Raw genomic sequence first — 16,170 nt, forward strand, 5'->3', positions numbered from 1 at the left:
GTCAGCGGTCGCGCACCGGCTGGCACACCTCGGTGACCCACCGGGCGGGATCGGGTTCCTTCCCCGGCCCGACGCGGTAGATGTCGAACATCGGCCCCGCGAGCTCGAGGTCGTGCTCCGCGATCCAGTCGCCGAGCGCGGTCGTGACCGCGGTGACCTGGTCGTAGGGGCCGGTGAACGTGGCCGCGACCACGTCACGCGCGGGCAGGTCGACGCAGCGGACGCCGTCGGCGCCGGCGAAGGGGGCCGCGACCTCCACCCAGATCTCCACGTCGACGTCGTGCTCCTGGAAGCCCTCGTCGTGGAAGGTCGCGCCCGCGGCTCCGTCCGGGGCGGGGACGGCGCCGGACGCGCCGAGGGCGGGCATGAGGCGCTCCCACAGCCGGCCCTCGTCGGCGTAGGTGGGGATCACGTCCCGCAGGGCCGCGACCGTGGCGGCCGGGACGGTGGTGCGTCGGACGTCGATGGACATGGCTGTCTCCTTCAGGGTGGCGAGGAGGTGGTCGACCCGATCGATCCGCCGTCGGACGTCCTCGGCGTCCGACAGCAGCCGGTCCCGCTGCTCGCTGAGCACCTGCCGCACGACCTCGGGCTGGTCGTGCACCGGCAGGAGCCGGGCGATCTGCGCGACGGGGAGCCCGGCGTCCCGGAGCGCGCAGATGCGCGCCGCGGTCCGCAGCTGGTCGGGTGCATACCAGCGGTATCCCGTGAACGGGTCGACGGCGGCCGGGGCGAGCAGCCCGCGGTCGTCGTAGTGCCGGAGCATCCGCACGCTGATGCGCGCCAGCCGGGAGAACTCCCCGATGCTGAACAGCCGGGGCTCGGATCGGGTCATGTCCACGACTCCACACCCTGACACCGTGGGAGGGTCCAGGGCCGCGTGTCCGCGGGTCGGCGACGAGGGTCCTCGTCCGGGCCCGCACCGCTCCGGCCCCCGGTCAGGGCCCGTCAGGTCGTGGTCCGAGGCCCGGCGCGTGCCGCAGCCGTGGCGACGCCCCCGACCCCGGGCACGCTGGCTGCGACCTCGACCACCGCGCCGGGGAGCTCGTGGCACCGGTCGAGGACGGCCCCGTTCCGTGCGGCGACCTCGCGCGCGAGCCCGCACGCGGCACCTCCCGTCAGGGCGCGCTGCGCGCCCGCGAGCGCGGCGAGGTCGGCCGCAGCCTGCGCACGTCCGCGCGCCGCGTGCGCGGACGCCAGCAGACCGAGCAGGGTCGCGAGCGCCACCGTGACGGCCACGAGGGCGAGGACGAGGACCGACGCGGACCCGCGTTCCCGGTCGCGACCAAGCCCACGGACCCGTTCGCGGTCGGTGTGCGGTCCGCCCCGCGGCGCTCCACGACGTCCACCGAGGAGCGCCGACACGCCGCCGACGGCGACCACCGCTCCCCGGGGCGTCGCCCGGCGAGCCGTCACGGCTCGGCCCTCGAGGTCGCGGCGCCCCATACCGTCAGGCCTCCGACGAGCGGCAGGGCCGGTCCGACCCCCGACTCGACGACGACCTCGACCCACCCGCCGTCGTGCCGGACGGCGACCACGGTGCCGGGCCCCGCGACGCGTCGGGCCACGGCGGCGACCTCCCCGTCCGACTGGCCGAGCGCCGCGGCCCGGGCGGCGGCGCGGGCGGCGTCGGCGCACCGGAGGTGTGTGGCGGCCGTGGACGTCACGGCGACGACACCGCCGAGCAGCAGCACCACGACGGGCAGCAGGACCGCGAACTCCGCCGTGACGGACCCGCGCTCGGCGGTGGCGCGCCGCGCTGGGCCACCGGGGACAGGCGGGCCGCCCCTGGGCCGCGAGAGGCCGGCGGTGCATGCGGCCACCCTCCACGGCCACGGTCTCGCCCCGAGCCCGGGCCGGATCGGGAGCCGGGAAGGGAGTCGGTGTCGGTGTCGGTACCGGTACCGGTACCGGAGCGGGAACCGGAGCTGACGTGGAAGCCGAAGCCGGTGCGGGAGCGGGAGCCGAAGTGGGAGCCGAAGCCGGAGCCGAAGTGGGAGCCGGGGGCGGAGGCGGGGCACGGTCACACCGACAGCGCGTCGCGCACGAGCCCGAGCAGCGCCTCCCGCACCTCGGCGCTGCTGAGGATGAGCACCAGCAGACCGGCGAACCCCACTGCGGCGATCATCACGACCGCGTACTCGGCCGTCGCCATCCCGGCGTCTCCGGGGCGCCCGTCCGGCCGCAGGCGGGCAAGGACCCGCGCCGCCCCTCGGCCCTGGCCCGCGGCCGACGCCCCCTGCCCGCGCGCCCACCGCCCGCGCGCCCACCGCCCCCCGGCAACGGCGACCTGCTGCGGCCCGCCCGTCACGCCCGCCGGGCCCTCCGCGCCCGACCCGGAGCCCCTGCCGCTCTGCACCATGACGTACCTCCCGTCCTCCCCGCCGACCCGGTGCCTGCGGGGTGTCCCCGACTCTGGTCCGCCCTCCCGCGTCCCCGCCCGCCCCTCGCGCCCGGCCTGGGGACCGCCGGATCCCGCGAGACCTGTGGAGGACTCGCGTCCCGCCCGCGGCGGTCGACGACCGCACGCCGTGGCCGCGTCAGCCGAGCAGCCGTGACAGGAAGGACGCCAGCACCGGGACCAGCCCCAGGAGCACGAACGCCGGCAGGAAGCACAGCCCGAGCGGCAGCACCAGCCGCACCCCGAGGCGTCCGGCCGCGTCGCGCGCCGCCCGCGCCCGACGCCGGCGCAGCTCGTCCGCGGCCGTCCGCAGCGCCGGTCCTGGTGCTGTCCCGCCCGCCCACGCGGCGCCGAGCCCGTCCAGCGTCGCGCCGAGGACCGGGGCGTGGGCCCAGGCCGTCGGCCACGACGCGCCCAGCAGGACGGCCGCACCAGCGCGCGCCAGGTCGTCGCCGCGCCTGCCGCCGATCGCGGCCCCGACGGACCGGAGCGCGTGCGGGACGCTGGCGCCGGCCTCGACGGCGACCGCGACGAGGTCCACCGCCGTCGCGAGATCCACCTCGACCTCGACGACGGCCGGGGCGCTCGTGCGGGGCGGGGAGACGCGTCGCGCGCCCGGCCGTGCCAGCAGCCAGGCCGCCGCGACCAGCGCGACGAGCAGCACCTCGGTCACCGCGCTCCCTCGGGACCGGGACCGGGCTCCCGCGCAGCCGCGACGATCCGGGCCACCCACACCCGCCCCGCGAATGTCAGGAGCACCCCCGTCCCGGCCGCGAGCGAGCCGGCGCCGCCGTCGAGCAGCACGGCGTGCGGTCGGGCGCCGAGCAGGACCCCGGTCAGGAGGCCGAGCACCGGGAGCCACGTCAGCAACCGGGTGGTGTGCTCCGGCCCCGCGAGCGCTGCCCGGACCTCGGTCTCGGCGTCCGCGTCCGCCTGCATCGACCGGGCGCACTCCTCGAGGACGCCGGCGAGCGGCGCGCCCAGGTCGCCCGCGAGCCGGGTGGCGGCGAGGACCGCGTGGACCCGACGCAGGACCGCTCGACGCCGCGCCGCCGGGAGCGGGCGCCCCCGCGGCCGCCGCACGCTGCCCGCGCCCGGTGGACCCGGTGCGCCTGGTACGCCCGGTGCTCTCTGTGCGCCAGGCACGCCCGGTGCGCCCGCTGTGCCCGACGCTCCCAGAGGACCCGGAGGACCCGGACCCAGACCCAGACCCGCGGAGCCGTCCCGGCCGCGACCCGCACCCGGCGCCCCGACAGCGGCCAGGAGGTCCCGCTGCGTCGGCACTCCGTCCGCCGCGACGGGGACGTGCGCGCCCAGGCGCCACGCCTCGGCCGGCGAGCGTCCTGCACGCAGCTCCGCGGCGACCGCGACGACGGTCGCCGCCAGCGCCTCCGACGGGTCGCGGTCACCGGCACCGCCCACCCGCCACCACGCCGGCCGCCCCACGGGTCGCCGCGGTGCCGCCGCTGCGCGCGGCAGTGCACGGCGGCGCGTCCGTCCCGCGGGCGGCGTCACGAGGATCACCGCGAGGAGCACGAGGAGCGCGGGTGCCGCCGCCCGCGAGATCACGACGGCCGCCGGCGCGCGCGCAGGGTCCCCTCGGGGCCGAGGTGCGCCGGGGACGGTGCCGGCGCGGGCGGTGACGGCACGAGCGCCGGCACGGGCACTGCCGGCACAGGCGCGGACGGCACGGGCGGCGACGGCACGGGCGCCCGACCCGCGCCGGGTGCCGACGACCGGGCGGCCACGCGTGCCGCGAGCGCCTCCCACCCGGGACCGGCGCTCACGGCCCCGTCCGGGTCGACGAGGACCGCGGTCCGCACCACCAGCCCCTCGGCGCCCTCCCTCTCGACCACCCCGATCTCCGCGACCCGGCGCCGGCCGGCGTCGCGCCGCAGGTGCACCACGGCGTGGAACGCGCTGACGGCCTGGGCCGCGAGCGCGGCGCGCCCGAGCCCGGCGGACGCACCGAGCGCCTCGAGCCGGGCGGGCACATCCGCCGCCGTGTTGGCGTGCACGGTGGTGCAGCCGCCGTCGTGCCCGGTGTTGAGGGCGCTGAGCACCTCGCGGATCTCGACGCCCCGGCACTCCCCCAGCACGACGCGGTCCGGCCGCATGCGCAGCGACTCGCGGACCAGGTCGGCGAGGTCGACCCCACCGGCGTGCTCGACGTTCGGACGGCGGGCGAGCAGGCGGACCACGTGCGGGTGTCGGGGGGCGAGCTCGCCGGCCTCCTCGACGCACACGATCCGCTCGCCGTGGTCGGCCAGAGAGAGCAGCGTCGACAGCAGGGTCGTCTTGCCCGTGCCCGTCGCGCCGGACACGAGCAGGTTGGCCCGCACCCGCACGAGGCGGTGGAGCAGCTCGCCCACGGGCGCGGCCACCGTGCCGGACGCCACCAGCTCCGGCAGGGTGAACGCCCGCGGACGCACCGTGCGCAGGGACAGCAGCGTGCAGCCGTCCGCGACCGGGGGCAGCACCGCGTGGAGCCGCGTCCCGTCGGGCAGCCGCGCGTCCACCGCTGGGCGCGCGTCGTCGAGGCGCTGCCCGCCCGCCGCCGCGAGGCGCACGGCGAGCTCCCGCACCCGGCCGGGGTCGCCCAGCGACAGCGGGACGCGCACGAGCTGCCCTCGGCGCTCGACCCAGACCTCCTCGGGTCCGTTGACGAGCACGTCGGTCACGTCGGGGTCGTCGAGCAGCGGCTGCAGGGCGCCGGCCCCGAGGATCTCGGCGCGCACCACGGGCCCCAGCTCCGCGAGCGCGGCGCTGCCGAGGACGCGCCCGCAGTCCCGCAGCGCGCGGTCCACCGCGGCGGGGTCCACCGGTGCGCCGGTCTCGGCGAGCCGTCGCCGCACGGCGGCCACCAGGCCGGTGAGGTCGACGGCTGCGGGCGCCGCGGGTCCGGTCACGGGAGTCGCGCCAGCACCCGGGCGACCGCCCGCTCCGCGGACCGGCCGAGCACCGGGCCGGCACCGTGGTCGACCGCGGCGGCCAGGCTCCTGACGTGCGGCAGCGCCCCGACCAGCGGCAGCCCGACGGCTGCGGCGAGCTCCGTGGCGCCGAGACCCCCGGGGGCCCGGCCGCACGCGACGAGCCCGACGCGCGGGACGCGGTCCCGCAGCACCAGGTGCAGCAGGCGGGCGCCGGCGGCTCCGGGCACGTCGCGCGGGACGGCGAGCAGCACGCGGTCGCACACGTCGAGGGCGCCGGCCGGCTCGCCCCCCGGTCGCGCGCCGAGGAGCGCCGCCCTGTCGAGGTCCAGCACCACCGACGGGAACGCGCGCGCCAGCGCGTCGAGCACGTCGAGCAGCACACCGGGCGCCGGGGCGCCGGGGCGCGCGTCGTCGGCGGCCAGCACGGCGCACCGGCCCCACCGGACGAGGCCGGCGGCCAGCGGTCCCGGGTCGACGGCCCCGCGGGCGCCGGCCAGGTCGGGCCACCGCAGCCCGGGGGCGGCCTCGACGCCGAGCACCGTGTCGACCGACGGCCCCGGCCCCGCCTGGACCAGGACGGCCGGTGCGCGCCGGGCCAGGCGCCGCGCGAGGGCCGCGGCGAGCACGGTCGCCCCGGCGCCGCCCCGGGCACCGAGCACGCCCACCACCCCGGCCCCGCGCGGCCCGCCCGGCGGTGGCCCCGCCCGGCCGGCCGGCACCGCCTCACCCCGCCGGCGCGACAGCACCCGGGCGCGCCCGCCCGGCGGCGCTCCCCGTGGCCCGACCTCCTGCACGACCGTCACCTGCCACCTCCTCGGGGCCAGGGTGGCGTCGGGGAGGCGCGGCCCGGCGGGGTCGAGCCGACGCGCTGGGGACGGCGCAGCCCGCGCAGTCCTGTGGAGGGCCCGGCGCCTGGTTAGGCTCGGGCGAGGAGGCCCCACCCGATGAGCGAGGACCACGCGGCACCGGAGCCCGACGCCCCCGCGCCGGGCGGTGCCCCACCGGACGACACGCCCCTGCCCGACGGACCCGCGGCCCGGACGACGGAGCGCGGGACCGCCCCGGGCCTGCGCCCCGCCGCGTTCTTCGACCTGGACAAGACGATCATCGCGACGTCGGCGGCCACCGCGTTCGCCCGGCCGTTCCTGGCCGGTGGGCTGCTCAGCCGCGGCGCGATGCTCCGGTCCGCCGGCGCGCAGATCGCGTTCCTGCTGGGCAGCGCCACGGAGGGCCGCACGGAGAAGGTCCGCGCGCAGCTCTCCGCGATGGTGGCCGGCTGGGACGTGGCGCAGGTGTCGGCGATCGTCGCCGCGTCCGTGCACGACGCGATCGACCCGGTGCTCTACGCCGAGGCGCTGGAGCTGATCGAGCAGCACCACGCGGCGGGCCACGACGTCGTGGTGGTGTCCGCCTCGAGCGAGGAGCTGGTGCGCCCGGTCGCCGCGCTCGTGGGCGCCGACGAGGTGATCGCCAGCCGGATGGCCGTGCGGGACGGGCGGTACACCGGTGAGATCGCCTTCTACGCCTACGGGGCGGCGAAGGCGGACGCGATGCGCGACCTGGCGGCCCGCCGGGGGTACGACCTCGGGCGGTCGTCCGCCTACACGGACTCCGCGACGGACGCCCCGATGCTCGCCGCCGTGGGCCACGGCGCCGTGGTGAACCCCGACCGGGCGCTGGCGCGCCTGGCGGCCGCCGAGGGCTGGACGGCGCTGCGCTTCCGGCGCCACGTGCCGGTGGGGGCCCGGCGCCGGCCGGTGGTGCTGCGCCAGCTCACGGGGGCCGCCGGCCCGCGTGCGGAGCTCGTCGGGGTCCTCCTGGCCGGGGTGCTCCTGGTCGCCGCCGTGGCGGGGCAGTGGGTCCTCCGACGCGCCCGGCGTCCGGCTCCCGGACGCTGATCTCGCGATGCGGGCGCCCTGGCGCTCCGACCTGGGACTTCGCCGCCGGGCCTTCCCCCGGACCGCACCGTGAGGTGTGATGGCGCCACAACTGAACGACCCGAGGGAACCCACGCGCGATCCGTCCACGCATAGGACGCGTCGAACGGGCTGGACCCGCCTCGACTGACACCCTGCACGCCTGATACCCCTCGCGGTCGCTCGTTCGGCAACGGCGTCCTCCGGGGCGCCGTTGTCCGGTCCGGCCCCCGTCGAGCACGTGGACCCCCGCGCCATCCGGCGTCACGGGAGGACTACCCTCCTGGGGTGACCGACCAGGACGACCAGCGCCCGCCGGGGCGCCCCCGGTCGCCCGACCTCGAGCAGCGCGCGCTCGCTGCCGTGCTCGACGTGTTCGCCGAGAAGGGCTGGACCGGGCTCTCGATCGCCGAGGTCGCGGCGCGCGCCCGCGTGGGCAAGTCCTCGCTGTACCTGCGCTGGCCGAACAAGACCGCCCTGCTCGCGGACGCGCTCCGCCAGGTCCAGGACACCCCGCACGCCCCGGGTGCCGACGCCCCGGGCGCCGCCGGGACGACCGCCCCCGACGCCGCGCCGCTCGCGGACCCGCCGGCGGGCCACGCGACCCCCGCGCCCGACGCAACCCCCGACCCGGCACCCGACGCGACCCCCGACGACCGCGCCGCCACGTCCCCCGCGACGACGCCCCCCGGTGCCGCCGCGCCCGACGCCGTCCCGGGCTCCCTGCGCGACTACCTCGTCGCGCACGCCCAGCGCCGCGCGGACCTGTACCTCGGCAAGGACGGCCTGGCGATGCTGCGCCTCTACGTCGAGGCGCGCGCGTTCCCGGTGCCGCTGGCGGAGGTGCGCCACGAGGCGATCACCCGGTTCGTGCTGAGCGAGCGGCAGCGCGTCGAGCAGGCCATCGACGAGGAGGAGCTGCCGCCGGGCACCTCCGTCGTGCACCTGCTGGACGCCATCGAGGGGTCGGTGCTCATGCACGTGCTGGTCACGCCGCCGCACCTCATCGACCGGGTCCGGTCGACGCTGCCGGCGTACCTGGAGCGCATGGTGGACCTGCAGCTCGCAGCAGCGGGCGCGGGCCCTGGACCAGGACCCGCGCCGGCTGCGTGATCGTCCGGCACCGCCCTCCGGGGCGGCACCCCTGCCGCCGCCCCGGGAGGCGGCGGACCGTCAGCCCTCCCGGAAGGACACCCCGAACCCACCGCGCGGGTAGCGCCAGGTGAGCGCGCCGGGGGCCGCGACGGCCAGGCAGGTGCCGCACTCCAGGCAGGCGGCGTACTCGACGTCGATCTGCCCGTCCCGCTCGGAGTACACCCCGGCGGGGCAGACCGCGATGATCCGCTTGCCCGTGCCGGTGGTCCGGCAGAGCTCCTGGTCGACGACGATGTGGGACTCCTCCTCGTCGACCTCGTACCGGTTGGCTCCGAGCCGCTCCGGGATCGTCTGCGCCTTCACAGGGCACGCACCCCCGCCCATCCGTCGCTGAGCACCGCCTTGAGCCCGATCCCGGAGCGCCCGAGGGCGGTCCGGGCGACGGCCGCGAGGTGCTTGCGCGGCGTGGTGTCGAGGCTGAACACGTCGTGGAACAGGTCGGCGGCGAGCTCGCCGTACGCCCCGTACATGCGGGGGCGCTCGAGGAACTTCGGCGCCTTCGCGTAGGTCCGCAGGTCCTTGCCGACGAAGCCCTCGTCGAGGCGCCGCCGGTAGCCGGCCAGCCCCCGGCGCTGACGTCGCCCGACCGGATCGCCTCCGCGACGGCCGCGCCCGCGGCGATGCCGGAGCCGATGGCCAGGTCCATGCCGCGGACGGTGAGCCCGGAGTTGATCGTCAGCCCCGCGGCGTCGCCGACGACGACGAGGCCGTCGGCCGCGAGCGTGCCGAGCATGTCGAGCCCGCCCTCGGCCACCAGGTGGGAGCCGTACTCCACGATCTCCCCGTCCCGCAGGTAGGGCGCGAGACCGGGGTGCTCCACGAGGTGGTCGAAGATCCCGGCCGCCGTGTGGCCGGACGCCACGAGGTCGTCGAGCCGGAGCACGACGCCGACGGACAGCGACTCGGCGTTCGTGTAGAGGAACGCCCCGCCGCCGACGCCGCGGGTGCAGTCGCCGACCAGCGCGTGGGCGGCGCCCTCGTCGCCGGTGAGGCCGAACCGGTCCTCGATGACGGTGCGCGGCAGCCGGACGACCGCCTTGACGCCGACCGCGAGGTGGTTGAGCGGCTCCTTGTCCCGCAGGCCGGCCTCGCGGGCGAGGAACGAGTTGACCCCGTCCGCCGCCACGACCACGCGGGCGCGCAGCTCGTCCTCGCCGGCGCGGACGCCGACGACGCGCTTGCCACCGGGCCCGGTGCCGGGCTCGGTGAGCAGCTCGTCGACCCGGACGCCGGGCATGACGTAGGCCCCGGCCTCCTCGGCGCGCTCGGCGAGCCACGGGTCGAACTTCGCGCGGAGCACGGTGACGGCGTTCACGGGCTCGGACAGCCGCTGCGACGAGTAGTCGAGCGACACCGCGGAGTCCGGGGTGAGGAACGTCGTGACGTGCCGGGTGATCCGGCGCTCCACGGGCGCCTGGTCGGCGAACCCGGGGAACACCTGGTCGAGGACGCGCCCGTAGAGCACGCCGCCGGACAGGTTCTTGGCCCCGGGGGCCTCGCCGCGCTCGATGAGCGCGACGGACAGCCCCTCGGACGCCAGCTGGTGCGCGGTGACGGAGCCGGCCGGGCCGGCCCCCACCACCACGACGTCGAAGTCGGGCTCGTCGGCCATGGTGCTCAGGCCTCCAGCGCCGCGGCGGCGCGGGCAGGACGGCGTAGAGGTCGCCGACGACGCCGTGGTCGCACTGGGCGAACACCGGGGCGTCCGGGTCGGAGTTGATCGCGACGACGACCTTGGCGCCGGCGACGCCGACCATGTGCTGCACCTGGCCGGAGATGCCCGCGGCCACGTACAGGTCGGGGGCGACGTGCTGCCCGGAGATGCCGATGTAACGGTCCTTCGTCAGCCAGTCGTGGCCCTCGGCCAGCGGCCGCGAGCACGCGACCTCGCCGCCGAGCGCCGCGGCGAGCCGCTCCACGATCGCGAGGTCCTCGCGGGCCTTGAGGCCGCGGCCGATGCCGACGACCACGCGGGCGCCGCCCAGGTCGACGGCCTCGCGCCCGGAGGCGCGCTCCTCGCGGACCCGCACGGCGGCCGACGGGGCCGCACCGGCCTCCTCGACGGCGACGGGTGCGACCGGCTCGGAGGACCCGCCGGGCGCGACGGTCAGGACGGCCGGGCCGCCCGTGACGCGCTCGGTGCGCACCGCGATGCCGCCGTGCACGTCGCGCTGCACGACGACCGCGCCGTCCTCGAGCGTCACCTCGGTGACGCCGGTGAGGACCGGCGCGCCGCAGCGGGCGGCGACCGCGCCGGCGAGCGCGCGCCCGCCGTCACGGGCCGGGGCCACGACCAGCCGCGGCGCGGCCTGCGCGACCGCGTCGGCCACCGCGCCGGCCCACGCCTCGGCGGGCGCGCCCTCGGCGTCGCCCAGCCACAGCACCCGGTCGACGCCGGACGCGGCGACCGCGTCGGCCACCGGCCGCGCACCGACCACCACGGCGGTGACCGTGGCGCCCGGGGTCTGCGACACGGCGGCACGGGCCACCGCGACAGGGCCCGCGACCGCCGCGTCGCCGTCCACCAGCACCAGGACGTCCTGCGTGCTCTCGTTCATCGTCTCTGCTCCTTCTGGCTGCAAGCGTCCGGCGGTCACAGCGCGCCGGCGGCGCGCAGCGCGTCGACCAGCTCGGCGGCCGCGGCAGCCGGGTCGGCGGTGGTGATGACGTTCCGGCCGCGCGCGCTGGGCCCCGGCCGGGAGGAGCCGACGACCTCGGTGACGGCACCCGGGGCGGGCACGTCGAGGTCGGCCAGCGCGAGCACGTCGGTCGGCTTCTTGGCGGCGCCGAGGATGTCCTTCATCCCGGGGACGCGCGGCACGACGGCGTCGGCGGTGACGGCCAGCACGGCCGGGCCGGTGACGTCGAGCACCTGCACGCCGCGGTCGGTGGCGCGCTCGACGACGAGCCCGCCGTCGGCGGCCTGCACGTCGCCGACGTTGCCGATCCCCGGCCAGCCGAGGTGCCCGGCCAGCGTCATCGGGACCTGGCGGTCGCCGTTGTCGACGGACTCCGGGCCGGTGACGACGACGTCGACGTCCCCGATGGCGCGCACGGCGGCGGCGAGCACCGCGGCGGTGGCCGTGCTGCCGGCGCCGGCGAGGGCGTCGTCGGCGACCAGCGCGAGGCGCTCCGGCCCGCGGGACAGGGCGGCCTTGCGGGCCAGCGGGGTGTCGGACGACGCCGGGCCGACGGACAGCGCGACGACCTCGCCGCCGGTGGCGTCCGCGAGGCGGCGGGCGACCTCGAACGCGACGGGGTCGTGCTCGCTCACGGCGCCCTTGGCGCGGCTCCAGTCGACGGTGCCGTCCGGGCGCACCTCGGCGTCCTGGGGGTTCGGCGCCCACTTGTAGGCGACGACGATCTTCATGGGGTTCTCCTCCGGCAGGCGGTGGTCGGTGGGGTCAGCGGGCGCTCAGCTGTGGTCCTTGACGATCTGCCGGCCGGCGATGTGGACCATGATCTCGTCGGTGCCGCCGCCGAACCGGTGGCCGCGGATGTCCCGCCACAGGCGCGAGACGCGGGTGCCGACGGTGACGCCGACGCCGCCGAAGATCTGCATCGCCTCGTCGGCGACCTCGAACGCGGCCATCGCGCAGTAGCGCTTGCACAGCGCGCCCTGGCTCTTGAGCGGCACGTCCTGGTCGAGCATCCACGCGGTCTTCAGCACGAAGTTCCGCATGTTCTCGATCTTGATCGCCATGTCGGTCAACTTCTGCTGGATGAGCTGGAACTGGCCGATCGGCTTGCCGAACTGCACGCGCTGGGCGGCGTAGGTGGCGGCGTCCTCGAACGCGCACTCCGCCAGGCCCCAGCACTGCGAGGCGATGACGAGGCGCTCCATCTCGAAGTTGCGCATGAGCTGCTTGAAGCCGGCGCCCTTGACGCCGACCAGGCAGGACTCGGGCAGCGTGACGTCGTCGAGGAAGATCTCGCAGGAGTCGGAGATGTGCCAGACGATCTTCTCGAGCCGGTTCGTCGAGACGCCCGGCGCGTCCATCGGCACCAGGTACATCGAGATCGCGGCGCGCGGGTCCGGCACGGACGGGTCCTTCGCCATGAGCAGCAGGTACTTGGACTGCAGGGCGTTGGTGATGAGGGTCTTGGTGCCGTTGAGGGTCACCATGCCGTCGTGGTGGACCGCGGTCGTCGCCATCGCGGAGTTGTCCGAGCCGGCCCCCGGCTCGGTGAACCCGAGCGCGAACGGCACGTCGCCGTCGGCCAGCAGGCCGAGGATCTCCTGCTTCTGCTCCTCGTTGCCGAACTCGAGGATGTCCATGGCCTGGAGCAGCTCGAGGCCGTAGCCGTTGTTGAAGCCCTGGCGGGCGACGCGCGCGGCGAGCAGCACGAGCGTGGTGGCGTCGACGGGGGTGCCGCCGTACTCCTCGGGGAAGCCCAGCGAGGCGAAGCCGGCCTCGTGCAGGGCCTTGCGGAACGACGTCGGCGGCGTGTGCGTCGCGTCGAGCTCCGCGATGTACGACTCGGGGCACTCGCGCTCGAGCAGGTCGTCGAGGCTCGAGAGCAGGAGCTCCTGCTCGTCCGTCAGGCCGAAGTCCATGGTGCTGCACCCTCCTGGTGGTGGCGCCGGCGCGTCGTCGCGACCGGGGATGGACGGGCTCGCGGCCCGCGCTGGATCCATCGTGGGCCGGGCGCGGTCCCCCGTCCGGGGACCATCGTCCCAATTACCGACTGCTGCCGTCCGAAACTGTCCGACGGTCGCGGGGACGATGGTCCCAATTACCGACTGCCCCGGTCCGAAATAGTCGGCGATGCAGCGTCCTGCCGACGAAGGAGTCCGCCCGTGGCCCAGATCATCACTGCCGAGGAAGCCGCCGCCCTGATCCCGGACGGCGCGACCGTCGCCCTGTCCGGCTTCGGCCTGTCGTGCGTGAACGAGGAGACGATGGCCGCCGTCGAGCGGCGCTTCCTCGCGACCGGGGCGCCGAGCGCCCTGCACGTCGTGCACGCCAGCGCGGTCGGCAACCGCCGCGACAAGGGCATGAGCCACTGGGGCCACCGCGGCCTGGTGAAGCGCTGGATGGGCGGCATCGCGATCGCCTCCCCCGCGTTCGCGCAGCTCATCTCCGAGGACGCCGTCGAGGCCTACAACCTCCCGCAGGGCGTCATCACCCAGCTCTACCGCGAGATCGCCGCGCACCGCCCGGGCGTCGTCACGAAGGTCGGCCTGGGCACGTTCGTCGACCCGCGGGTCGAGGGCGCGCGGATGTCCGCCTGCACCACCGAGGACTACGTCCAGGTGGTCGAGCTCGCCGGCGAGGAGTGGCTGTTCTACCCCTCCTTCCCGATCCAGGTCGGCCTGATCCGCGGCACCGTGGCGGACACCCACGGCAACCTCACGATGAGCAAGGAGGGCCTCAAGATGGAGGTCCTGCCCATCGCGCAGGCCGTGCACAACTCCGGCGGCATCGTCATCGCGCAGGTCGAGTCCGTGGCCGAGGCCGGCTCGCTCGACCCCAACGACGTCAAGGTCCCCGGCCTGCTCGTCGACTACCTCGTGGTCTCGGAGCCGGAGAACCACTTCCAGACCGAGAACACCCACTACAACCCGTCGTTCTCGGGCCAGCTGCGCGTCCCGCTGTCGAGCGTCGCGTCGATCCCCCTCGGCGAGCGCAAGGTGATCGCGCGCCGCGCGGCCATGGAGCTGCGCCGCGGCGCCGTGCTCAACCTCGGCGTCGGCATCCCCTGCGACGTCGGCTCGGTCACCGCGGAGGAGGGCGTCAGCGACCTGATCCTGGGGACCACCGAGGCCGGCGCGGTCGGCGGCGTGCCCGCGGGCCTCAAGGACTTCGGCCACTCCTGGAACCCCGAGGCCCTGGTCGACCACCACGCGCAGTTCGACTTCTACGACGGCGGCGGCCTCGACGTCGCGGTGCTCGGCCTCGCGCAGACCGACGCGCACGGCAACGTCAACGTCTCCAAGTTCGGCAGCCGCGTCGCGGGCTGCGGCGGGTTCATCAACATCTCGCAGTCCGCCCGCACGCTGGTGTTCGCCGGCACGTTCACGGCCGGGGGCCTCGAGACCGAGGTCGTCGACGGCACCCTGCGCATCGTCACCGAGGGCCGGGCCCGCAAGTTCCTGGCCGACGTCGAGCAGATCACGTTCTCCGGGCAGGTCGCCGCGAAGGCCGGGCAGCGCGTGCTGTACGTGACCGAGCGCGCCGTGCTCGAGCTGCGCGACGGGCGCATGACGGTCACCGAGGTCGCCCCCGGGATCGACCTGCAGCGCGACGTGCTCGACCAGATGGACTTCGTCCCCGACGTCGCCGAGGACCTGCGGACCATGCCCGCCGGCCTGTTCTCCGAGAAGTGGGGCGGGCTGGCCGACATCGTCGGCTGACCCGGCCCCGGGCACCACGCCCCCGCACCACCCGCACCACCTCTCCCGCGTCAACCGCTCTCGCCGGAAAGGCACACCCCCCATGACCTCGACGACGTCGTCGCCCCCCACCATCAACCGCTGGGCCGTGCTCTGGTCCTCCGTCGCCGTGCTCATGTGCACCGGCGCGATCTACGCGTTCTCCGTGCTCGCCGGCCCGCTCAGCGCGGCGCACGGCTGGACCATGCCGCAGGTGATGATGGCCTTCACCATCAACGCGGCCGTCGGCCCGATCCCGATGATCGTGGGCGGCATCCTCACCGACCGCGGCTGGACCCGCTGGCTCGTGCTGGTCGGCGGCCTCATGTTCGCCTCCGGCTTCGCGCTGACCGGCGCGGCCACCTCGCTCACCGCCCTGTACCTGTCCTACGGCGTGCTCGCCGGACTCGGCCAGGGCCTGGCGTACTCCGGCTGCCTCGGCAACACGATGAAGCTGTTCCCGGACCGCCGCGGCATGGCGGCCGGCCTCATCACCGGCGGCATGGGCGCGGCGTCCGTGATCGCGGCGCCCGTCGCCAACGCGATCATCGCCGGCCCGGGCGTGCGCTCGGCGTTCGTGTGGATGGGCGCCGTCTACGCGGTCGTCGTCGTCATCGCGTCGTTCTTCCTGCGGGCCGCGCCCGTCGGCTACGCCCCCGCCGGCTGGACGCCGCCCGCCGGGCGCCCCGCGCTCGCGGTGACCTGGAAGCGCACGCTGGCCACGCCGGCGTTCTGGGCGATCTTCGTCATGATGGCGTTCGGCGCGTTCTCCGGCCTCATGATCGCGTCCAACGCGTCGCCGATCGGCCAGAACATGTTCGGCCTCACCGCGGCGACCGCCGCCGTGTTCGTGTCGGTGTACTCCGCCTGCAACGCCCTGGGCCGCGTGGTGTGGGGCGCCGTCTCCGACCGCCTCGGCTACACCACCGCGCTGACGATCATCTACGGCGTCGTGGCGCTCTGCCTGCTGGTCCTCGTCACCGTCGGCTCGACCGTCGGCTTCGCGATCGGCATCATCGGCCTGGGTCTGTGCTTCGGTGGTGTCATGGGCGTCTTCCCGGCACTGACGATGACCAACTTCGGCCCGCGGTACCAGGGCGTGAACTACGCGATGGTCTTCGTCGCCTACTCGGTGTCGGCGTTCTTCGCGCCGCGCCTGGCGTCGGGCATGGCGGCCGAGCGCGACGGCGACTTCACCGTCCCGTTCGTCATCGCCATCGTCCTCGCCGTGATCGGCGTCGGACTGGCCACCCTGTTCCGCCGCATCCAGCGCAGCCACCTCGAGCGGATGTCCGCGGCCACCCCGGCCCCGGCGCCCGCCCCCGCCGTGGCCCGCTGACCTGATGGACCCGGCCGGCCCGGCCCCCACCCCCGTGGGCCGGGCCGGCC

Annotated in this window: 16 protein-coding genes and 2 pseudogenes; 4 read left to right on the forward strand and 14 right to left on the reverse strand. The window is 76.4% G+C overall.

The features are described 5' to 3' along the window. Position 1: 1 nt before the first annotated feature. The 8 genes from P9841_RS09190 to P9841_RS09225 form a co-directional block, all read right to left on the reverse strand. The gene (locus P9841_RS09190) at positions 2-835 is read right to left on the reverse strand and encodes a MerR family transcriptional regulator (protein ID WP_283321714.1); all 834 of its coding nucleotides are present in this window, start codon (positions 833-835) and stop codon (positions 2-4) included. 113 nt (positions 836-948) lie between these two features. Next, positions 949-1,446: an Rv3654c family TadE-like protein gene (locus tag P9841_RS09195; protein WP_283321715.1), complete on the reverse strand. Its 498-nt coding sequence runs from the start codon at positions 1,444-1,446 to the stop codon at positions 949-951. Then, positions 1,413-2,027, reverse strand: coding sequence for a TadE family type IV pilus minor pilin (locus tag P9841_RS09200; RefSeq protein WP_349306947.1), 615 nt, complete (start codon positions 2,025-2,027; stop codon positions 1,413-1,415). Before P9841_RS09200 ends, P9841_RS09195 begins: the two co-directional genes overlap by 34 nt. After that, entirely contained in the window at positions 2,024-2,362 is a 339-nt protein-coding gene (locus P9841_RS09205; protein ID WP_283321717.1) for a DUF4244 domain-containing protein, read from the reverse strand. The genes P9841_RS09200 and P9841_RS09205 overlap by 4 nt, the downstream gene beginning before the upstream one ends. A 178-nt stretch (positions 2,363-2,540) precedes the next feature. Next, positions 2,541-3,074 (reverse strand): type II secretion system F family protein, encoded by a 534-nt coding sequence (locus P9841_RS09210; RefSeq protein WP_283321718.1) that lies wholly within the window; start codon positions 3,072-3,074, stop codon positions 2,541-2,543. Next, on the reverse strand, positions 3,071-3,484 hold the full coding sequence (locus tag P9841_RS09215) for a type II secretion protein F (RefSeq protein WP_283321719.1): 414 nt from the start codon (positions 3,482-3,484) through the stop codon (positions 3,071-3,073). The genes P9841_RS09210 and P9841_RS09215 overlap by 4 nt, the downstream gene beginning before the upstream one ends. A gap of 482 nt (positions 3,485-3,966) precedes the next feature. Continuing rightward, positions 3,967-5,310 carry a TadA family conjugal transfer-associated ATPase gene (locus tag P9841_RS09220; protein WP_283321720.1) on the reverse strand — a complete coding sequence of 448 codons (1,344 nt, stop codon included), beginning with the start codon at positions 5,308-5,310 and terminating at the stop codon, positions 3,967-3,969. Then, positions 5,307-6,137, reverse strand: coding sequence for a CpaE-like family protein (locus tag P9841_RS09225; RefSeq protein ID WP_283321721.1), 831 nt, complete (start codon positions 6,135-6,137; stop codon positions 5,307-5,309). The genes P9841_RS09220 and P9841_RS09225 overlap by 4 nt, the downstream gene beginning before the upstream one ends. Positions 6,138-6,278: 141 nt before the next feature. Between P9841_RS09225 and P9841_RS09230 the strand changes: the two genes are divergently transcribed. Both P9841_RS09230 and P9841_RS09235 read left to right on the forward strand, forming a co-directional pair. Beyond that, positions 6,279-7,232: an HAD family hydrolase gene (locus tag P9841_RS09230; RefSeq protein ID WP_283321722.1), complete on the forward strand. Its 954-nt coding sequence runs from the start codon at positions 6,279-6,281 to the stop codon at positions 7,230-7,232. Positions 7,233-7,538: 306 nt separating this feature from the next. Beyond that, complete coding sequence (locus P9841_RS09235) at positions 7,539-8,363, forward strand: TetR/AcrR family transcriptional regulator (protein WP_283321723.1); 825 nt, start codon at positions 7,539-7,541, stop codon at positions 8,361-8,363. Between the two features lie 60 nt (positions 8,364-8,423). Here the strand turns inward: P9841_RS09235 and P9841_RS09240 are convergent, their stop codons facing one another. The 6 genes and pseudogenes from P9841_RS09240 to P9841_RS09260 all read right to left on the reverse strand — a co-directional run bounded on the left by P9841_RS09240 (position 8,424) and on the right by P9841_RS09260 (position 12,963). Beyond that, positions 8,424-8,708, reverse strand: coding sequence for a ferredoxin family protein (locus tag P9841_RS09240; RefSeq protein ID WP_222171143.1), 285 nt, complete (start codon positions 8,706-8,708; stop codon positions 8,424-8,426). Next, positions 8,705-9,355: a hypothetical protein gene (locus P9841_RS19135; protein WP_502848881.1), complete on the reverse strand. Its 651-nt coding sequence runs from the start codon at positions 9,353-9,355 to the stop codon at positions 8,705-8,707. Before P9841_RS19135 ends, P9841_RS09240 begins: the two co-directional genes overlap by 4 nt. Positions 9,356-9,528: 173 nt before the next feature. After that, positions 9,529-10,017, reverse strand: a pseudogene (locus P9841_RS19140) (FAD-dependent oxidoreductase); the annotation flags it as partial. Positions 10,018-10,162: 145 nt separating this feature from the next. Then, positions 10,163-10,963: pseudogene (locus P9841_RS19145) on the reverse strand (electron transfer flavoprotein subunit alpha/FixB family protein); the annotation flags it as partial. Positions 10,964-10,998: 35 nt separating this feature from the next. Beyond that, entirely contained in the window at positions 10,999-11,775 is a 777-nt protein-coding gene (locus P9841_RS09255) for an electron transfer flavoprotein subunit beta/FixA family protein (RefSeq protein ID WP_283321726.1), read from the reverse strand. 45 nt (positions 11,776-11,820) lie between these two features. Beyond that, a complete protein-coding gene (locus P9841_RS09260; protein ID WP_283321727.1) occupies positions 11,821-12,963 on the reverse strand; it encodes an acyl-CoA dehydrogenase family protein in 1,143 nt (380 codons plus the stop codon). Positions 12,964-13,206: 243 nt separating this feature from the next. Here P9841_RS09260 and P9841_RS09265 point away from each other — a divergent pair, with 243 nt between their 5' ends. Together P9841_RS09265 and P9841_RS09270 are read left to right on the forward strand one after the other, a co-directional pair. Then, on the forward strand, positions 13,207-14,763 hold the full coding sequence (locus P9841_RS09265) for an acyl CoA:acetate/3-ketoacid CoA transferase (RefSeq protein ID WP_283321728.1): 1,557 nt from the start codon (positions 13,207-13,209) through the stop codon (positions 14,761-14,763). 82 nt (positions 14,764-14,845) lie between these two features. Then, the gene (locus P9841_RS09270) at positions 14,846-16,120 is read left to right on the forward strand and encodes an L-lactate MFS transporter (protein WP_283321729.1); all 1,275 of its coding nucleotides are present in this window, start codon (positions 14,846-14,848) and stop codon (positions 16,118-16,120) included. Positions 16,121-16,170 lie beyond the last annotated feature (50 nt).

Origin of the sequence: Cellulomonas sp. ES6 (assembly GCF_030053835.1) — a bacterium.
GTDB lineage: Bacteria > Actinomycetota > Actinomycetes > Actinomycetales > Cellulomonadaceae > Cellulomonas.